The 16,203-nt window shown below is 57.1% G+C and carries 14 protein-coding genes; 8 read left to right on the top strand and 6 right to left on the bottom strand.

Annotated features, from left to right (window positions below):
- Positions 1-4 precede the first annotated feature (4 nt).
- The gene (gene rluA, locus MT962_RS13735; protein WP_247365872.1) at positions 5-661 is read left to right on the top strand and encodes a bifunctional tRNA pseudouridine(32) synthase/23S rRNA pseudouridine(746) synthase RluA; all 657 of its coding nucleotides are present in this window, start codon (positions 5-7) and stop codon (positions 659-661) included.
- Positions 662-863: 202 nt separating this feature from the next.
- On the opposite strand, the gene djlA is transcribed toward rluA, so the two are convergent.
- Positions 864-1,682, bottom strand: coding sequence for a co-chaperone DjlA (gene djlA / locus MT962_RS13730; protein ID WP_247365870.1), 819 nt, complete (start codon positions 1,680-1,682; stop codon positions 864-866).
- Positions 1,683-1,866: 184 nt separating this feature from the next.
- Here djlA and lptD point away from each other — a divergent pair, with 184 nt between their 5' ends.
- The 6 genes from lptD to apaH are packed head-to-tail and all read left to right on the top strand — an operon-like array spanning position 1,867 to position 8,618.
- The gene (gene lptD / locus MT962_RS13725) at positions 1,867-4,230 is read left to right on the top strand and encodes an LPS assembly protein LptD (protein ID WP_247365868.1); all 2,364 of its coding nucleotides are present in this window, start codon (positions 1,867-1,869) and stop codon (positions 4,228-4,230) included.
- A gap of 51 nt (positions 4,231-4,281) precedes the next feature.
- Positions 4,282-5,568 (top strand): peptidylprolyl isomerase SurA, encoded by a 1,287-nt coding sequence (gene surA / locus MT962_RS13720; RefSeq protein WP_024558801.1) that lies wholly within the window; start codon positions 4,282-4,284, stop codon positions 5,566-5,568.
- On the top strand, positions 5,568-6,563 hold the full coding sequence (gene pdxA / locus MT962_RS13715; RefSeq protein WP_247365867.1) for a 4-hydroxythreonine-4-phosphate dehydrogenase PdxA: 996 nt from the start codon (positions 5,568-5,570) through the stop codon (positions 6,561-6,563). The genes surA and pdxA overlap by 1 nt, the downstream gene beginning before the upstream one ends.
- On the top strand, positions 6,560-7,381 hold the full coding sequence (gene rsmA, locus MT962_RS13710; protein ID WP_024558803.1) for a 16S rRNA (adenine(1518)-N(6)/adenine(1519)-N(6))-dimethyltransferase RsmA: 822 nt from the start codon (positions 6,560-6,562) through the stop codon (positions 7,379-7,381). Before pdxA ends, rsmA begins: the two co-directional genes overlap by 4 nt.
- A gap of 3 nt (positions 7,382-7,384) precedes the next feature.
- Positions 7,385-7,762: a Co2+/Mg2+ efflux protein ApaG gene (gene apaG / locus MT962_RS13705; protein WP_024558804.1), complete on the top strand. Its 378-nt coding sequence runs from the start codon at positions 7,385-7,387 to the stop codon at positions 7,760-7,762.
- A 4-nt stretch (positions 7,763-7,766) separates the two neighbouring features.
- A complete protein-coding gene (gene apaH / locus MT962_RS13700; protein ID WP_024558805.1) occupies positions 7,767-8,618 on the top strand; it encodes a bis(5'-nucleosyl)-tetraphosphatase (symmetrical) ApaH in 852 nt (283 codons plus the stop codon).
- Positions 8,619-8,693: 75 nt separating this feature from the next.
- Here the strand turns inward: apaH and folA are convergent, their stop codons facing one another.
- Complete coding sequence (gene folA / locus MT962_RS13695) at positions 8,694-9,173, bottom strand: type 3 dihydrofolate reductase (RefSeq protein ID WP_028019948.1); 480 nt, start codon at positions 9,171-9,173, stop codon at positions 8,694-8,696.
- A gap of 258 nt (positions 9,174-9,431) precedes the next feature.
- Here folA and MT962_RS13690 point away from each other — a divergent pair, with 258 nt between their 5' ends.
- Positions 9,432-10,046 carry a LysE family translocator gene (locus tag MT962_RS13690; protein ID WP_247365866.1) on the top strand — a complete coding sequence of 205 codons (615 nt, stop codon included), beginning with the start codon at positions 9,432-9,434 and terminating at the stop codon, positions 10,044-10,046.
- A gap of 28 nt (positions 10,047-10,074) precedes the next feature.
- Here the strand turns inward: MT962_RS13690 and kefC are convergent, their stop codons facing one another.
- From kefC to carB, 4 genes are all read right to left on the bottom strand, one after another.
- Positions 10,075-11,937 (bottom strand): glutathione-regulated potassium-efflux system protein KefC, encoded by a 1,863-nt coding sequence (kefC, locus tag MT962_RS13685; protein ID WP_024558807.1) that lies wholly within the window; start codon positions 11,935-11,937, stop codon positions 10,075-10,077.
- Positions 11,930-12,460 (bottom strand): glutathione-regulated potassium-efflux system oxidoreductase KefF, encoded by a 531-nt coding sequence (gene kefF, locus MT962_RS13680; protein ID WP_024558808.1) that lies wholly within the window; start codon positions 12,458-12,460, stop codon positions 11,930-11,932. Before kefF ends, kefC begins: the two co-directional genes overlap by 8 nt.
- Positions 12,461-12,602: 142 nt before the next feature.
- Entirely contained in the window at positions 12,603-12,833 is a 231-nt protein-coding gene (locus MT962_RS13675) for a YgdI/YgdR family lipoprotein (RefSeq protein ID WP_024558809.1), read from the bottom strand.
- Between the two features lie 140 nt (positions 12,834-12,973).
- Complete coding sequence (gene carB / locus MT962_RS13670; protein WP_028019947.1) at positions 12,974-16,198, bottom strand: carbamoyl-phosphate synthase large subunit; 3,225 nt, start codon at positions 16,196-16,198, stop codon at positions 12,974-12,976.
- Between the last annotated feature and the right edge of the window lie 5 nt (positions 16,199-16,203).

The following is a 16,203-nucleotide window of genomic DNA, read 5'->3' as shown; positions in this document are numbered from 1 at the left end:
GACGATGCTCGAATCTTACCATCCGCCGCAGGACCCCTGGCTGGTCATCCTTTATCAGGATGACCATATTATGGTGGTCAATAAACCGAGCGGCCTGCTCTCCGTGCCGGGCCGTCTCGAAGAGCACAGAGACAGCGTGATGACGCGCATCCAGCGCGATTTCCCGCAGGCGGAATCCGTGCATCGTCTGGATATGGCGACCAGCGGGGTGATTGTGGTTGCCCTCACCAAAGCGGCGGAGCGGGAGCTTAAACGCCAGTTCCGCGAGCGGGAGCCGAAAAAGCAGTACGTGGCGCGGGTGTGGGGCCATCCCGTGAAGGCCGAAGGGCTGGTGGATTTACCGCTGATTTGCGACTGGCCGAACCGGCCGAAGCAAAAAGTGTGTTATGAAACCGGCAAGGCGGCGCAGACGGAATATGAAGTGCTGGAATACGCGCCGGATAACACTGCGCGCGTATTGCTGAAACCCATTACCGGGCGTTCGCATCAACTGCGCGTGCATATGATGGCGCTTGGTCATCCGATTCTCGGCGATAAGTTCTATGCCACGCCGCAAGCGTTCGCGCAGGCGGACCGCCTGTTATTGCACGCGGAGTCGCTGACCATCACCCATCCCGCCTACGGCTCGTCTATGACCTTCCGCGCCCCTGCGGATTTCTGACGCCGCAACAGTATAAGGTGGGTAGCGCTCTGCTCACCCACCTGACAAAAGCGGCAACCTTTTTTGAAACATCACTGCCGTGAAAGGTCGGCGGCGCTGCGCCTGTTCGGCCTGCAAATACGCCCGTTGATTGCACCATAATAAAGAGATTGGCCTCCTCTCCTCGTAGAGGAGAGGACGGGGATGGAGCATCAAAGCGCGCTTACTTGCCCCCTTTCGCGGCCTTAATGAGATCGTACGCCTTTTGAATTTCCTGCGCTTTTTGCTTGGCCATCTGCATCATTTCAGGCGGCAGCCCTTTTGCGACCAGCTTGTCCGGGTGATGTTCGCTCATCAGCTTGCGGTAGGCGCGCTTAATGGTGGTCATGTCATCCGTGGCCTTCACGCCTAATACGTTGCAGGCATCTTCAAGCGTTGGACCGCGCTGCGCCTGCTGCCAGCCGCCATTCTGCTGCGACTGCTGCTGGTACCCGCCGTTGAACTGCGCGCCGCCCTGCATCATGCGCAGGAACTGGTCGAACTGCACGCGTGAGATGCCCAGCTCTTCTGCGATGACATACAGCACTTCGCGCTCGTTTGGGTGAAGCGTGCCATCGGCAAAAGCCGCCTGAATCTGAATTTCCAGAAACATCCGAATCAGGTCGAAGCGGCCAAAACAGACGCTTCTGAGCTGGCGCATTTTTTCCCGCAGCGGATAGCCGTTTTCTTTACCAACGCGAAAAGCATGCTGCGCCGCGCGGCGCGACTCGCCGTGAAGGTTCATTCGGTCCATCAGCAGCGTGGCGATATGGATATCCGCCTCGGTCACTCGCCCCTTGGATTTAGTCAGATGCCCCATAACCTCAAAGGTAGTGCTGAAAAAGAGCGACTGACGCTCGCGCTGGCTGGCAAACCAGACGGTACGACGACTTTGCGCTTTATCAAACATGTGGCCTATCAGCAAGCCGATGACGGCGCCCCAGAAACCGCCGCCCATCAGCAGCGCTATCGCCACGCCAACCACTTTTCCCCAATACTGCATATACTCCCCAAATCGTCATGCCGTCGGCTAGAATTTGCTTTATCATACCCGTCATTCTAAGCCGTGCCTAACACAGAGGCTCGAAAGCGGGCAGGATTAACACTAGCGCTGTGGTGATGAGTAAGTTAGTCTCTGACCGTTTGCCGGCGCCAAGCCAATGATGACGGAACAACGAATAACACGTATGAAAAAACGTATTCCCACCTTGCTGGCCACGATGATTGGCACAGCCCTCTATAGCCAACAAGGGATGGCTGCCGATCTCGCTTCACAGTGTAAGCTCGGCGTGCCCAGCTATAACCGCCCTCTGGTACAAGGCGAGCCAAACCAGCTACCCGTAACTATCAATGCCGATAGCGCAAAGGGAAACTACCCTGACGACGCGGTATTCAGCGGCAATGTGGATATTCAACAAGGTAACGGTCGGCTTCAGGCTGACGAAGTTCAGTTGCATCAGAAACAGGTAGAAGGCCAGCCGGATCCGGTGCGTACGGTCGACGCCCTGGGTAATGTGCACTATGACGACAATCAGGTCATCCTGAAAGGTCCGAAAGCCTGGTCGAATCTCAACACCAAAGACACTAACGTCTGGGAAGGCGACTACCAGATGGTAGGGCGTCAGGGCCGCGGCACCGCCGACCTCATGAAACAGCGAGGCGAAAACCGTTACACCATACTCGAAAACGGCACGTTTACCTCCTGTCTGCCGGGTTCCGACACCTGGAGCGTTGTGGGCAGCGAAGTTATTCACGATCGTGAAGAGCAGGTCGCGGAAATCTGGAACGCCCGTTTCAAGCTGGGCCCGGTTCCGGTCTTTTACAGCCCTTATCTGCAACTGCCCATAGGCGATAAACGCCGCTCCGGTTTCCTTATTCCGAATGCGAAATACGGTACCAACAATGGGTTCGAGTTCACTCTTCCCTACTACTGGAATATCGCGCCTAACTTCGATGCGACGATTACGCCGCATTACATTGAAAAGCGCGGCAACGTCCAGTGGCAGAACGAGTTTCGTTATCTGACGCAGGCGGGCGTTGGCCTGATGGAGTTTGATTACCTGCCTTCCGATGATGTCTACCGGGACGATACCGCCCGCACCGATGATAACGAGCACCGCTGGCTGTTCTATTGGCAGCATGCGGGCGTGCTGGATCAGGTATGGCGCTTCAACGTTGACTATACCAAGGTCAGTGACGATCGCTATTTCAATGATTTTAGTACTAAATATGGTTCAAGCACCGACGGCTACGCGACACAATTCTTCAGCGTGGGCTATGCGGTGGAAAATTTCGATGCCCGCCTCTCGGCGCGTGATTTTCAGGTATTTAACAATATCGGCAACACCTACCGCTCGTTGCCGCAGCTTGACGTTAACTTCTACCAGAATGACGTAGGGCCTTTCGATACGCGTCTTTATGCGCAGGCGGTGAAGTTTACCAACGTAAACGAAAACTACCCGGAAGCGACACGTCTGCATCTGGAACCGACCATCAACCTGCCGCTCTCCAATGACTGGGGCAGCATTAACACCGAAGCCAAGCTGATGGCGACGCATTATCAGCAGGATAATCTGGAGCGCTATCGTAACTACCGCGGTGGTAATGATGCTGCGGCCAACAACCTGGAAGATTCTGTCAATCGCGTCCTCCCGCAGTTTAAAGTTGACGGTAAGATGGTCTTTGAACGTGATTTCAGTTCCCTTGCTGAAGGTTATACGCAAACGCTGGAGCCGCGCGCGCAGTATCTTTACATCCCTTATCGCGACCAGAGCACCATCAATAACTACGACTCTTCGCTGCTGCAGTCTGACTATTCCGGCCTGTTCCGCGACCGCACCTACGGCGGCCTGGACCGCATCGCTTCCGCCAACCAGGTAACGACCGGCGTCACATCCCGCGTTTATGACGATAAGTCCGTTGAACGTTTTAACGTTTCTGTTGGTCAAATCTACTATTTCACCGAGTCCCGTACCGGTGATGACAACATTAACTGGGAGAAAGACAAAGAGACCGGCTCGATGGTATGGGCGGGAGATACTTACTGGCGCATCAGCGACCGGTGGGGCTTGCGCGGCGGCGTACAGTATGACGCGCGGCTTAACAACGTGGCGACGGGCAACGGCGTAATTGAATATCGCCGCGATGAAGACCGGTTGCTGCAGTTGAACTACCGTTACGCCAGCCCGGAGTATATCCAGGCGACGCTGCCTTCCTACTCTACTGTTGAGCAATATAAAGAGGGCATTAACCAGGTAGGCGTAACCGCGAGCTGGCCTGTTGTCGATCGCTGGTCTGTGGTTGGAGCCTATTACTATGACACCAACGCCAGCAAACCAGCCGACCAGATGCTGGGCGTGCAATATAACTCCTGCTGCTATGCCATCCGTGTCGGTTATGAGCGGAAGATTAACGGTTGGGAAAAAGATCAGAGCAAGTATGACGAAGTGTTCGGTTTCAACATTGAGCTGCGCGGCCTGAGCTCCAACTATGGTCTCGGCACGCATCAGATGCTGCGCTCCAACATTTTGCCGTACCAAAGCTCGCTGTAATGCACTGAATTAAACGTAATCCGCTTTGCGGTTAATCGAAATGGAAAAGGTATGAAGAACTGGAAAACGCTGCTTCTTGGTATCACTTTGGTAGTGAATACCAGCTTCGCTGCGCCGCAGGTTGTCGATAAAGTTGCAGCCGTCGTGAATAACGGCGTAGTGCTGGAAAGTGACGTTGATGGCCTGATGCAGTCAGTAAAGCTCAATGCAAACCAGGCGGGGCAGCAGCTTCCTGATGACAGCACGTTGCGTCATCAGATCCTGGAGCGTCTGATCATGGATCAGATAATGTTGCAGATGGGCCAGAAGATGGGCGTCAAGATAACTGACGAACAGCTTGATCAGGCTATCGCGAATATCGCAAAGCAAAACAATATGTCTTTGGATCAGATGCGCAGCCGTCTGGCCTACGAAGGGGTGAACTACAGCACCTATCGCAACCAGATCCGCAAAGAAATGCTTATTTCTGAAGTGCGTAATAACGAAGTGCGCCGTCGCGTAACGATCCTGCCGCAGGAAGTGGAAACGCTGGCGAAGCAGGTTGGCAACCAGAATGATGCCAGCACTGAACTGAACCTGAGCCACATCCTGATTCCGCTGCCGGAAAACCCGACTTCTGCGCAGGTAGATGAAGCAGAAACGCAGGCGCGTTCTATTGTCGATGAAGCACGCAACGGCGGTGATTTCGGCAAGCTGGCTATTACCTATTCCGCAGACCAACAGGCGCTGAAAGGCGGCCAGATGGGCTGGGGACGTATTCAGGAACTGCCTTCTCTCTTCGCTCAGGCGTTAAGCACAGCGAAAAAAGGCGATATCGTCGGCCCGATCCGTTCCGGCGTCGGTTTCCACATCCTGAAAGTCAACGACATGCGCGGTCAGTCGCAAAGCATTTCCGTCACGGAAGTTCATGCGCGCCATATTCTTCTGAAGCCTTCGCCGATCATGACCGATCAGCAGGCGCGCCTGAAGCTTGAAGAGATCGCGGCGGATATCAAGAGCGGTAAAACCTCTTTTGCTGATGCTGCGAAAGCCTTCTCGCAAGATCCAGGTTCAGCTAACCAGGGCGGCGACCTGGGCTGGGCTTCTCCGGAAGTTTACGATCCGGCCTTCCGCGATGCGCTGACCCGCCTGCAGCGCGGTCAGTTAAGCGCTCCGGTGCACTCTTCTTTCGGCTGGCATTTGATTGAGCTGATGGATACGCGCAACGTGGATAAAACCGACGCCGCGCAGAAAGAGCGCGCTTACCGCATGCTGTTTAACCGTAAATTCTCTGAAGAAGCGGCAACCTGGATGCAGGAACAGCGCGCCAGCGCCTATGTCAAAATTCTGAGTAACTGATGGCAAACACCCCTCGTGTGACCCTCACTCCCGGCGAACCCGCCGGGATTGGTCCCGACCTGGTCATCGCGCTGGCGCAACGCGACTGGCCCGCTGAACTGGTCGTCTGCGCCTCTCCTGAATTGCTCGCCGAACGCGCTACGCTTCTTGGTCTGCCGCTAACGCTCCTTCCCTATACGCCTGATGCGCCTGCCGCTGCGCAACGTGCGGGTACGTTGACCGTCCTGCCCATCGCCCTGCGGGAGCCAGTTACTCCGGGTGTCCTGGATGTTCGCAATAGCGACTACGTAGTAGAGACGCTGGCGCGCGCCTGTGACGGCTGTCTGAACGGCGAATTCGACGCGCTCATCACGGGCCCCGTGCATAAAGGCATCATTAACGATGCGGGCATCCCGTTTATCGGCCACACGGAGTTTTTTGAAGCGCGTTCGCACAGCGAAAAAGTCGTGATGATGCTGGCGACCGAAGAGCTGCGCGTCGCGCTGGCTACCACTCATCTGCCGCTTAAAGCGATTGCGGAAGCGATTACGCCGGAGCTGCTGCGTCATATCATCACCACGCTGTATCACGATCTGCAGAGCAAATTCGGTATTGCGCAGCCGCATGTGCTGGTCTGCGGCCTGAACCCGCACGCGGGCGAAGGCGGTCATATGGGCACCGAGGAGATAGACACGATTATCCCTGTGCTGGAAGAGATGCGCGCACGCGGCATGAACCTCACCGGCCCGCTCCCTGCCGATACGCTGTTCCAGCCGAAATACCTCGACCACGCCGACGCAGTACTGGCGATGTACCACGATCAAGGGCTGCCCGTGCTAAAATACCAGGGCTTTGGCCGCGCGGTTAATATCACGCTTGGTCTGCCCTTTATTCGCACCTCGGTCGACCACGGCACTGCGCTGGAACTCGCAGGCCAGGGCACCGCCAGTGTCGGCAGTTTTATTACGGCGCTTAACCTCGCCATCCAGATGATTTTGAACAGTAAGAACGAATGAATAATCGAGTCCATCAGGGCCATTTAGCCCGCAAACGCTTCGGGCAAAACTTTCTTAACGACCAGTTCGTTATCGACAGCATCGTCTCCGCCATCAATCCGCAGAAAGGCCAGGCGATGGTGGAAATCGGCCCCGGTCTCGGCGCGCTGACCGAGCCGGTAGGCGAACGGCTGGACAAGCTCACGGTTATTGAGCTGGACCGCGACCTCGCCGCCCGCCTGCAAACGCACCCTTTCCTTGCGCCTAAGCTGACCATTTATCAGCAGGATGCGATGACCATGAACTTCAGCGAGCTCTCTGCCACGCTTGGCCAGCCGCTGCGCGTATTCGGCAATCTGCCGTACAACATCTCAACGCCGCTGATGTTTCATCTGTTTAGCTATACTGATTCGATTGCCGACATGCATTTCATGTTGCAAAAAGAGGTGGTAAATCGACTGGTTGCAGGGCCGAACAGTAAAGCGTATGGTCGTTTAAGCGTTATGGCGCAATACTACTGCCAGATAATCCCTGTGCTGGAAGTGCCGCCGACAGCGTTCGCGCCGCCGCCGAAAGTAGATTCCGCTGTGGTTCGCCTGGTGCCGCACGCACAGTTGCCGCACCCGGTAAAAGATCTGCGTTTACTGAGCCGCCTGACGACAGAGGCGTTCAACCAGCGCCGTAAAACGATCCGCAACAGCCTCGGCAACCTCTTTAGCCCGGAAGTGCTGACGGAGCTCGGGATAGACCCGGCCCTGCGTGCAGAAAACATTTCTGTGGCGCAATATTGTCAGATGGCTAATTATTTAGCCGACAATCCTCCCTCGAAGGAGAGCTAAGCCATGCTAGATTCGCCCCGTGTCTGCGTTCAGGTGCAAAGCGTTTATATCGAATCGCAATCCTCGCCGGATGAAGAGCGTTTCGTTTTTGCCTATACCGTTACTATCCGCAACCTGGGGCGAACTCCCGTTCAGTTGCTGAGCCGTTACTGGCTTATCACTAACGGCAACGGACGCGAAACGGAAGTTCAGGGTGAAGGCGTTGTCGGTGAACAGCCGCTTATCGCCCCGGGCGGCGAATACCAGTACACCAGCGGCGCGGTGATAGAAACGCCGTTCGGCACGATGGAAGGCCATTATGAAATGGTCGATGAACAAGGCAGCCGCTTTCGCATCGCCATCCCGGTTTTCCGGTTGGCCTTACCAACACTCATTCATTAATACGATGTCAACATACCTGATTGGCGACGTTCACGGTTGCTACGATGAACTGGTCGCCCTGCTAAAGCATGTCGAATTTACTCCCGGCAAGGATACGCTGTGGCTGACCGGCGACCTGGTGGCGCGCGGACCGGGTTCGCTCGAAGTGCTGCGCTATGTCCGCTCGCTTGGCGACGCGGTGCGCGTGGTGCTGGGCAACCATGATCTCCATCTGTTAGCGGTTTACGCGGGCATCAGCCGTAATAAGCCGAAAGACAGAATTACCCCGCTGCTGGAAGCGCCCGACGCCGATGAGCTGATCAACTGGCTGCGCCGCCAGCCGCTGCTGCAGGTCGATGAAGAGAAAAAACTGGTGATGGCCCATGCCGGCATCACGCCGCAGTGGGATCTGCAGACCGCCATGGGCTGCGCCCGCGATGTGGAAGCGGTGCTTGCAAGCGACAGCTATCCGCTGTTTCTTGACGCCATGTATGGCGACATGCCAAACAACTGGTCTTCAGAACTGACCGGCCTTGCGCGCCTGCGCTTTATCACTAACGCGCTGACCCGGATGCGCTACTGCTTCCCGAATGGCCAGCTTGATATGTTCTGTAAAGACACGCCGGAAAATGCCCCCGCGCCGCTGAAGCCGTGGTTCGCTATTCCGGGTCCGGTTTCGCAGAACTATTCCATTGTCTTCGGCCACTGGGCGTCGCTTGAAGGCAAAGGCACGCCGGAAAATGTCTACGGGCTGGATACGGGATGCTGCTGGGGAGGCACGCTGACCTGCCTGCGCTGGGAAGACAAAGCGTTCTTCGCTCAGCCGTCGAATCGCCAGCTCGATCTGGATGAAGGCGAAACCGCAGTAGCGTCGTAATAAGCGTCGGCGCCCTCTGGCGAGGGCGGCCGAATGAGAGGCGTCGGGTAACGTTATACCCGCAAGCGGCGCCGCTTATCGGCGCTCCAGAATCTCAAAGCAATAGCTGTGCGAGTTCTGCTCGTCAGCGTCATGAAACTCACTGAAAACTGACTGCCATTCGTCCGGTTCATAATCCGGAAAATGGGTGTCTCCTTCCACTTCTGCATCAATATGCGTGAGATAAAGACGCTGCGCTTTCGGCAGGAATTGCTCATAAACGCGACCGCCGCCGATCACCATGATCTCTTCTGCATCGCCGCAGGCCTTCAGCGCTTCTTCCACCGAGCTCACCCACACCACGCGATCGTCATCGCCTGCTTTGCTGCTAAGCACAATATTTTTACGGCCCGGCAGCGGACGGCCAATTGATTCCCAGGTAAGACGGCCCATGATGACCGGTTTATTCAGGGTCGTGCGCTTGAACCAGGCGAGATCGGCCGGCAAATTCCACGGCATGGCGTTCTCCATGCCAATAACGCGATCCACAGCTAACGCTGCAATCAGACTGATCATTGATTGATTCCCAGATGGTAAAAAAATTGTCGCCACTATACGTAAAGCGCATTCCTTAGTCGACTAACGCAACGCAGGGGATCGGTAAAATTTTTGGTTCTGCCAGCTTACCCACAACGTTCGCTGGACAGAGGACCATCCACTTAACGCCCTGGCTCAACATCGTGGCCAAACGCGACGATCTCAGGCGACCTCAGCGATCATTTTGACAACGTTTTGCGCTATAGTTCTGCCCACGTTTTACGATGAGGTTTGCGCATGCTTGAAACCACTTTGTTTGTGGCGACCATCGCCGCGCTGGGAATGCTCTCCCCCGGCCCCGATTTTTTTCTGGTGATTAAAAACGCAGCCCGCTATCGTCGCGCCGCCGCACTCACCACCGCAGCGGGCGTCATTTTCGGGGTGATAACACACATGACTTATTGCGTGGCAGGCATCGCCGTCGTGATAACCACCACGCCCTGGTTGTTTGGATTGCTGAAATACGCGGGCGCCGCCTATCTCATCTGGCTCGGCGTACAGGCGCTGCTTGCGCGAGGCGGGAGCAAGCTTGCCGTGAGCGATGTCGCCTGTGAAGAGGTGTCGCTGAGGAAAGCCTTTTTACAGGGCTACCTGTGCAACCTGCTTAATCCGAAAGCCACGCTTTTCTTCCTGGCGATGTTTACTCAGGTGTTAAACGTGAATTCGGGCCTCGGTGAGAAACTCTGGTATGCGGGCATTATCGTCGGCCTGACGGTAGTGTGGTGGCCACTGCTGGTGGTGCTGATTCAGAGCGAGCCGGTGCGCCGCGGGTTGACCAAAGCGCAGAAAATTATCGATAAACTGCTCGGCGGCATGCTGCTGGCGCTGGGCATTAAAGTCGCGCTGAGCTAAAAAAACGCCCCTTTCGGGGCGTTTCTTATCACGCTTGCGGTTTCACTTCCGGTTCGTCCGCCTCGTTGCCGGTATGTTTGCCTTCCTGCGTTCCCTGCCAGCCGTGGCGTTGCACCACCGAAAGATGCGCCCGGTCTTCGCTGATTATTTCGGTCAGCATCGCGCTGGTGCGACGGAACGTCGCGGCGCGAGCGGCGGTATCGTTATCGCCATCCGCCATCTCTTCCACCATCTGCTGGTTATAGTGGCGGAACACATCGGCACGCTCGCGCGCTTCATACGGCCCCAGCCCTAACCCTTCCAGCGCCAGTCGTCCCACTTTTAAAGCGCCTTCGAAGGTTTCACGCTCAGGCTGCTCCACGCCCGCCTGACGCAGCCGAATGTAATGATCGACATCGCGAGCGCGGGCGATGATGCGCACCTGCGGGAAGTGCGCCTGCACCAGCTCGGTAAGCTGCAGGTTAGTTTGCGGATCGTCTATTGCGTTGATTAGCACCTCGGCTTTCGCCACCCCCGCTGATTCCAGCAAGTCCACCCGCGTGGCATCACCGTAAAAGACCTTCATGCCGAACTTGCGCAGGGTTTCGATGTGGTCCGGGTCGTGATCGAGCACCACCATTTTTACGCCGCTTGAAAGCAACAAACGGCCGGCGATCTGCCCGAAGCGGCCGAAGCCCGCGATAATAACCCGCGGCTGCTCTTCGTCGATTTCATCCGCCTCACGCGCCTGCGCCGGCGCCGCTTTCTCAAGACGCGTCAGCAACACCAGCAGCACTGGCGTTGCCGCCATGGAAAGCGCCACCGCGAGAGTGAGCGATTTCGCCCATTCCGGGTCAAGCACCTGCGCCATCTGCGCCGCGCCGAAAATCACAAAAGCGAATTCGCTCCCCTGCCCCAGCAATACAGCGAACCAGCGGCGCTGTTTGCCAGGCACCTTCAGCGGCTTCGCCACCAGCCACAGCGTTACGGTCTTGATGACAAGAAACCCGACCAGCAGAATAATCACCCGCAGCGGGTTCGCCACCAGCGTGCCAAAATCGATGGACATGCCAACGCCGATAAAAAAGAGACCGAGCAGCAACCCCTTAAACGGTTCGATATCGCTTTCCAGCGCATGGCGATATTCGGAGCTTGCCAGCAGCACGCCCGCGAGAAACGCCCCCATCGCCATGGAAAGCCCGGCTTCTTCCAGCAGCAAACCGAAGCCAAACACTAAAAACAGCGCGACGGCGCTGAACACTTCGCGCAGCCCGGAGCGCGCCACGAAGCGCAGCGCCGGACGCGCAACGTAGCGGCCAAGCAGCACGACTATCGCCAGCGCAGCGATCACTTTCAGCGCGGAAAGCGTGAAAGCGCCGAGTGTGGTCGCCGCGCCGCTGGCGGCCAGCAGCGGGATCATCGCCACCAGCGGAATCGCGGCGATATCCTGAAACAGCAGCACCGCAAAGGCGCTGCGGCCCATTTGCGACACCGTCAGGTTGCGCTCATTCATTGCCTGCATCGCTATCGCCGTAGAGGAGAGCGCGAGCGTCAGGCCAATCAACGCGGCCACCTGCCAGCGCAGACCCAACGTCATACAGAACAGGCCCAGCAACAAGCCGCAGGCGATCATCTGCAACGCCCCGCCGCCGAATACCGACGCGCGCAGCGTCCAGAGGCGACGCGGGTCCAGCTCCAGTCCGATGACAAAGAGCATCAGCACCACGCCAATCTCGGCGAAGTGCAGGATGGACTGTGCATCGGTGACAAGCCGCAAGCCCCACGGGCCGATAATGCAACCTGCAATCAGGTAGCCGAGCACCGAACCCAATCCCAGCCGTACCGCCAGCGGCACGATCAGCGCCGCTGAGCCAAGGTAAATAAGAGCCTGAATCAGAGTATGACTATCCACGGCGCCCCTCCTGCCATTCCATCAACCGTTGCTTATAGTGACGCGCCTGGCCTTCCAGCGTTTCATCGTCGCAGACAAAAGCGCCATGCAGCGTAAAAGGCGGCAACCATTTTAGCCCGCAATAGATTGCGGTAGCCTGCAGCGGTTGGGCCAGTACGTCAAAACCCGGATGATCGCCAAGGTCAAAATGGTGCGCGTCGCCGCCGGTAGTAACCGCCCAGAGCACGCTTTTGCCATGCAACGCCGTGCCGCCGTGACCATAGGCCCAGCCGTGAGTCAGCACTTTATCTATCCAGAGTTTAAATAGCGGCGGCACGCTGTACCACTGCATAGGATGCTGCCAGATGATTAACTCCGCCCGGCTTAGCGCTTCCTGTTCGGCGAGAATATCGATATTGAAATCAGGATAGAGCTGGTAGAGCGAGCGAACTTCCACATCCGGCAAATTGCTGATTTGCTCAAGCATATGGCGGTTGGCATGGGAGTGTCGCGGGTAGGGATGTGCATAAATAATCAAAATCATGGAGTCGCCTGTCTTGCGGACGCGGTTAATCCTCAGAGTGTAGACGGATTGACGTTTCGCTTACAGAGACAATATGCAGGGCTTTTAGGAAAGAAGAGGAAGCAGTGGCAGATGCCACTGCTGCTGCGGTAAAGCGAAAGGATCAGTTATCCAGCTCGTTCATCGACTTAACCTGATCGCGATTAATCTGCTCGGTTTTACCGGTTTCCGCGTTTTCATAGGATACCAGCCCGGTATCGTTATCTACCTGCGGTTTGCCATCGGTCACTATGGTGTGACCGTCAGTGGTTTTTACCGCCTGGTTAGAGGAGCAGCCGCCCATCAGCAGCGCCGCAGCGGTAAAAGAGGAAGCGAGAAGTAATTGCGTTCGCATGGTTATCTCCCTGCGTCTTTGTTGGTTTCATTTCAAAGCCTAGCTCAGATGGCTAACAGGTCGCACAGAAACGGAACATTCCTGAAAAGTAAAAAGCCAGCCTCATCATGAGGCTGGCTTTTGGCTAAGCGGTGTAGAAGTTACTTCGCAATCTGCGCGTGCATCTCCTGCACTGACGTGACTTTTTCGGTCGCGTCGGCATTCAGCGCCATCGCAGTGGCGAAGCCGCCGTTCAGCGTGGTGTCGTAATGCACCTTGTACTGCAGCGCGCTGCGGCGAATCAGCTTGGAGTCTTCAATCGCCTGACGGCCTGCGGTGGTGTTGATGATGTAGGTGTATTCGCCATTCTTGATGCGGTCCTGAATGTGCGGACGGCCTTCATGCACCTTGTTCACCAGACGCGGGTTGATGCCCGCTTCGCCCAGCACAATCGCCGTGCCATGGGTGGCGTCCAGCTCAAAGCCGTATTTCAACAGCTTGGCGGCCAGATCCACCACGCGTTCTTTGTCGCCTTCGCGTACGGAGAGCAAAGCGCGGCCCTTCTTCTTCATGGTGGAGTTGCTGCCAAGTTGCGCTTTCGCGAACGCTTCCGCGAAGGTGCGCCCTACGCCCATCACCTCGCCGGTGGAGCGCATTTCCGGCCCCAGCAGCGGGTCGACGCCCGGGAACTTGTTGAACGGCAGCACCACCTCTTTCACCGAGTAGTACGGCGGGATGATCTCTTTGGTGTGGCCCTGCTCCACCAGCGTTTTGCCGGTCATGACGCGCGCGGCGACTTTTGCCAGCGCCACGCCGGTCGCTTTAGAAACGAACGGCACGGTACGCGCGGCGCGTGGGTTCACTTCAATCAGATAAACTTCGTTATCTTTCACCGCGAACTGCACGTTCATCAGGCCGCGTACCTGCAGTTCCATCGCCAGTTTCTGCACCTGCTGGCGCATCACATCCTGAATTTCCTGGCTCAGCGTGTAAGCCGGCAGCGAACACGCGGAGTCGCCTGAGTGCACGCCCGCCTGCTCGATGTGCTCCATGATGCCGCCAATCAGCACGGTTTCGCCGTCGCAGATAGCATCCACGTCGACTTCCACCGCATCGTCCAGGAAGCGGTCAAGCAGTACTGGCGCGTCGTTAGAAACGCTGACCGCCGTCATGAAGTAGCGACGGAGATCCGCCTCGTCATAGACGATTTCCATCGCGCGTCCGCCCAGTACATAGGAAGGGCGTACCACCAGCGGGTAGCCAATCTGCACCGCTTTTTCGACGGCCTGCTCAATGGTGGTTACCGTGGCGTTAGCTGGCTGCTTGAGCTTCAGGCGCTCAACCGCCTGCTGGAAGCGCTCGCGGTCTTCGGCGCGGTCGATGGCGTCCGGGCTGGTGCCGATAATCGGCACGCCTGCGGCTTCAAGCTGGCGCGCCAGCTTCAGCGGCGTCTGGCCGCCGTACTGCACGATAACCCCTTTCGGCTTCTCGATGCGGACGATTTCCAGCACATCTTCCAGCGTAACCGGCTCGAAGTAGAGGCGGTCGGAGGTATCATAGTCGGTCGAAACGGTTTCCGGGTTGCAGTTCACCATGATGGTTTCATAACCATCTTCGCGCAGCGCCAGCGACGCGTGTACGCAGCAATAGTCGAACTCAATGCCCTGGCCGATACGGTTCGGCCCGCCGCCCAGCACCATGATCTTGTCGCGATCCTGGTTCGGATTCGCCTCGCACTCTTCTTCATAAGTGGAGTACATATAAGCGGTGTCGGTGGCGAACTCCGCCGCGCAGGTATCCACGCGCTTGTAGACCGGATGCAGGTTGTACTGCTCGCGCAGCTTGCGGATTTCCGTTTCGCGAACGCCAGCGAGCTTCGCCAGCCGCGCGTCGGCAAAACCTTTGCGCTTAAGCGCGCGCAGGAAATCGGCGTCAAGGCCGGTGATGCCCACTTCCGCCACTTTCTCTTCCAGACGCACCAGCTCTTCAATCTGCACCAGGAACCAGCGGTCGATATTGGTCAGGTTGAAAACGCCGTCGACGGACAGCCCGGCGCGGAAGGCGTCGGCGATGTACCAGATACGCTCGGCGCCCGCGTCTTTCAGCTCACGGCGGATTTTGGTCAGCGCTTCCGGGTCATCCAGGCTCACTTTCGGGTCGAAGCCGGTTGCGCCCACTTCCAGGCCGCGCAGCGCTTTCTGCATCGATTCCTGCTGGGTGCGGCCAATCGCCATCACCTCGCCCACCGATTTCATCTGGGTGGTCAGGCGGTCGTTCGCGCCGGCGAATTTCTCAAAGTTGAAGCGAGGAATTTTGGTAACGACGTAGTCGATAGAGGGTTCGAACGACGCCGGGGTACGTCCGCCGGTAATGTCGTTCATCAGCTCGTCGAGTGTGTACCCCACCGCAAGCTTCGCCGCCACTTTGGCAATCGGGAAGCCGGTGGCTTTAGACGCCAGCGCAGAGGAGCGCGATACGCGGGGGTTCATCTCGATAACAATCAGGCGGCCATTTTTCGGGTTAACCGCAAACTGCACGTTGGAACCGCCGGTTTCGACGCCGATTTCACGCAGTACCGCCATCGAGGCGTTACGCATGATCTGGTATTCCTTGTCGGTCAGCGTCTGGGCTGGCGCCACGGTGATGGAGTCGCCGGTGTGAATACCCATGGCGTCGAAGTTTTCAATGGAGCAAACGATGATGCAGTTGTCGTTCTTATCGCGCACCACTTCCATTTCGTACTCTTTCCAGCCGATAAGCGACTCGTCAATCAGCAGCTCTTTAGTTGGGGAGAGGTCGAGTCCGCGCGCGCAGATCTCTTCAAACTCTTCGCGGTTGTAAGCGATGCCGCCGCCGGTGCCGCCCATGGTGAAAGAAGGACGGATGATGCACGGGTAACCGACGTCTGCCGCGACCGCCAGCGCTTCTTCCATGGTGTGGGCGATACCGGAGCGCGCGGTCTCAAGACCGATTTTTTTCATCGCCACGTCAAAGCGACGACGGTCTTCGGCTTTATCAATCGCATCGGCGGTGGCGCCAATCATGGTGACGCCAAACTCTTCCAGCACGCCCTGGCGCTCCAGCTCCAGCGCGCAGTTCAGCGCCGTCTGGCCGCCCATGGTCGGCAGCACTGCGTCCGGGCGCTCTTTTTCGATAATTTTGCGCACCACTTCCCAGTGAATCGGCTCGATGTAGGTGGCATCCGCCATTTCCGGGTCGGTCATAATGGTCGCCGGGTTGGAGTTCACCAGAATAACGCGGTAGCCCTCTTCACGCAGCGCTTTACACGCCTGGGCGCCGGAGTAGTCGAATTCGCACGCCTGGCCGATAACAATCGGGCCTGCGCCAAGAATCAGGATGCTTTTAATGTCTGTACGTTTTGGCATGTTTC

This window comes from Franconibacter sp. IITDAS19, from assembly GCF_023079515.1.
GTDB classification, from domain to species: Bacteria; Pseudomonadota; Gammaproteobacteria; order Enterobacterales; family Enterobacteriaceae; genus Franconibacter; species Franconibacter pulveris.
This window is presented reverse-complemented; position numbering and strand designations above follow the sequence as displayed.

What these genes read in the sequence shown, in the direction of transcription:
- rluA (WP_247365872.1), top strand. Translation starts at nt 5, where the DNA reads ATGCTCGAATCTTACCATCCGCCGCAGGACCCCTGGCTGGTCATCCTT.
- djlA (WP_247365870.1), bottom strand. Translation starts at nt 1,682, where the DNA reads ATGCAGTATTGGGGAAAAGTGGTTGGCGTGGCGATAGCGCTGCTGATG.
- lptD (WP_247365868.1), top strand. Translation starts at nt 1,867, where the DNA reads ATGAAAAAACGTATTCCCACCTTGCTGGCCACGATGATTGGCACAGCC.
- surA (WP_024558801.1), top strand. Translation starts at nt 4,282, where the DNA reads ATGAAGAACTGGAAAACGCTGCTTCTTGGTATCACTTTGGTAGTGAAT.
- pdxA (WP_247365867.1), top strand. Translation starts at nt 5,568, where the DNA reads ATGGCAAACACCCCTCGTGTGACCCTCACTCCCGGCGAACCCGCCGGG.
- rsmA (WP_024558803.1), top strand. Translation starts at nt 6,560, where the DNA reads ATGAATAATCGAGTCCATCAGGGCCATTTAGCCCGCAAACGCTTCGGG.
- apaG (WP_024558804.1), top strand. Translation starts at nt 7,385, where the DNA reads ATGCTAGATTCGCCCCGTGTCTGCGTTCAGGTGCAAAGCGTTTATATC.
- apaH (WP_024558805.1), top strand. Translation starts at nt 7,767, where the DNA reads ATGTCAACATACCTGATTGGCGACGTTCACGGTTGCTACGATGAACTG.
- folA (WP_028019948.1), bottom strand. Translation starts at nt 9,173, where the DNA reads ATGATCAGTCTGATTGCAGCGTTAGCTGTGGATCGCGTTATTGGCATG.
- MT962_RS13690 (WP_247365866.1), top strand. Translation starts at nt 9,432, where the DNA reads ATGCTTGAAACCACTTTGTTTGTGGCGACCATCGCCGCGCTGGGAATG.
- kefF (WP_024558808.1), bottom strand. Translation starts at nt 12,460, where the DNA reads ATGATTTTGATTATTTATGCACATCCCTACCCGCGACACTCCCATGCC.
- MT962_RS13675 (WP_024558809.1), bottom strand. Translation starts at nt 12,833, where the DNA reads ATGCGAACGCAATTACTTCTCGCTTCCTCTTTTACCGCTGCGGCGCTG.
- carB (WP_028019947.1), bottom strand. Translation starts at nt 16,198, where the DNA reads ATGCCAAAACGTACAGACATTAAAAGCATCCTGATTCTTGGCGCAGGC.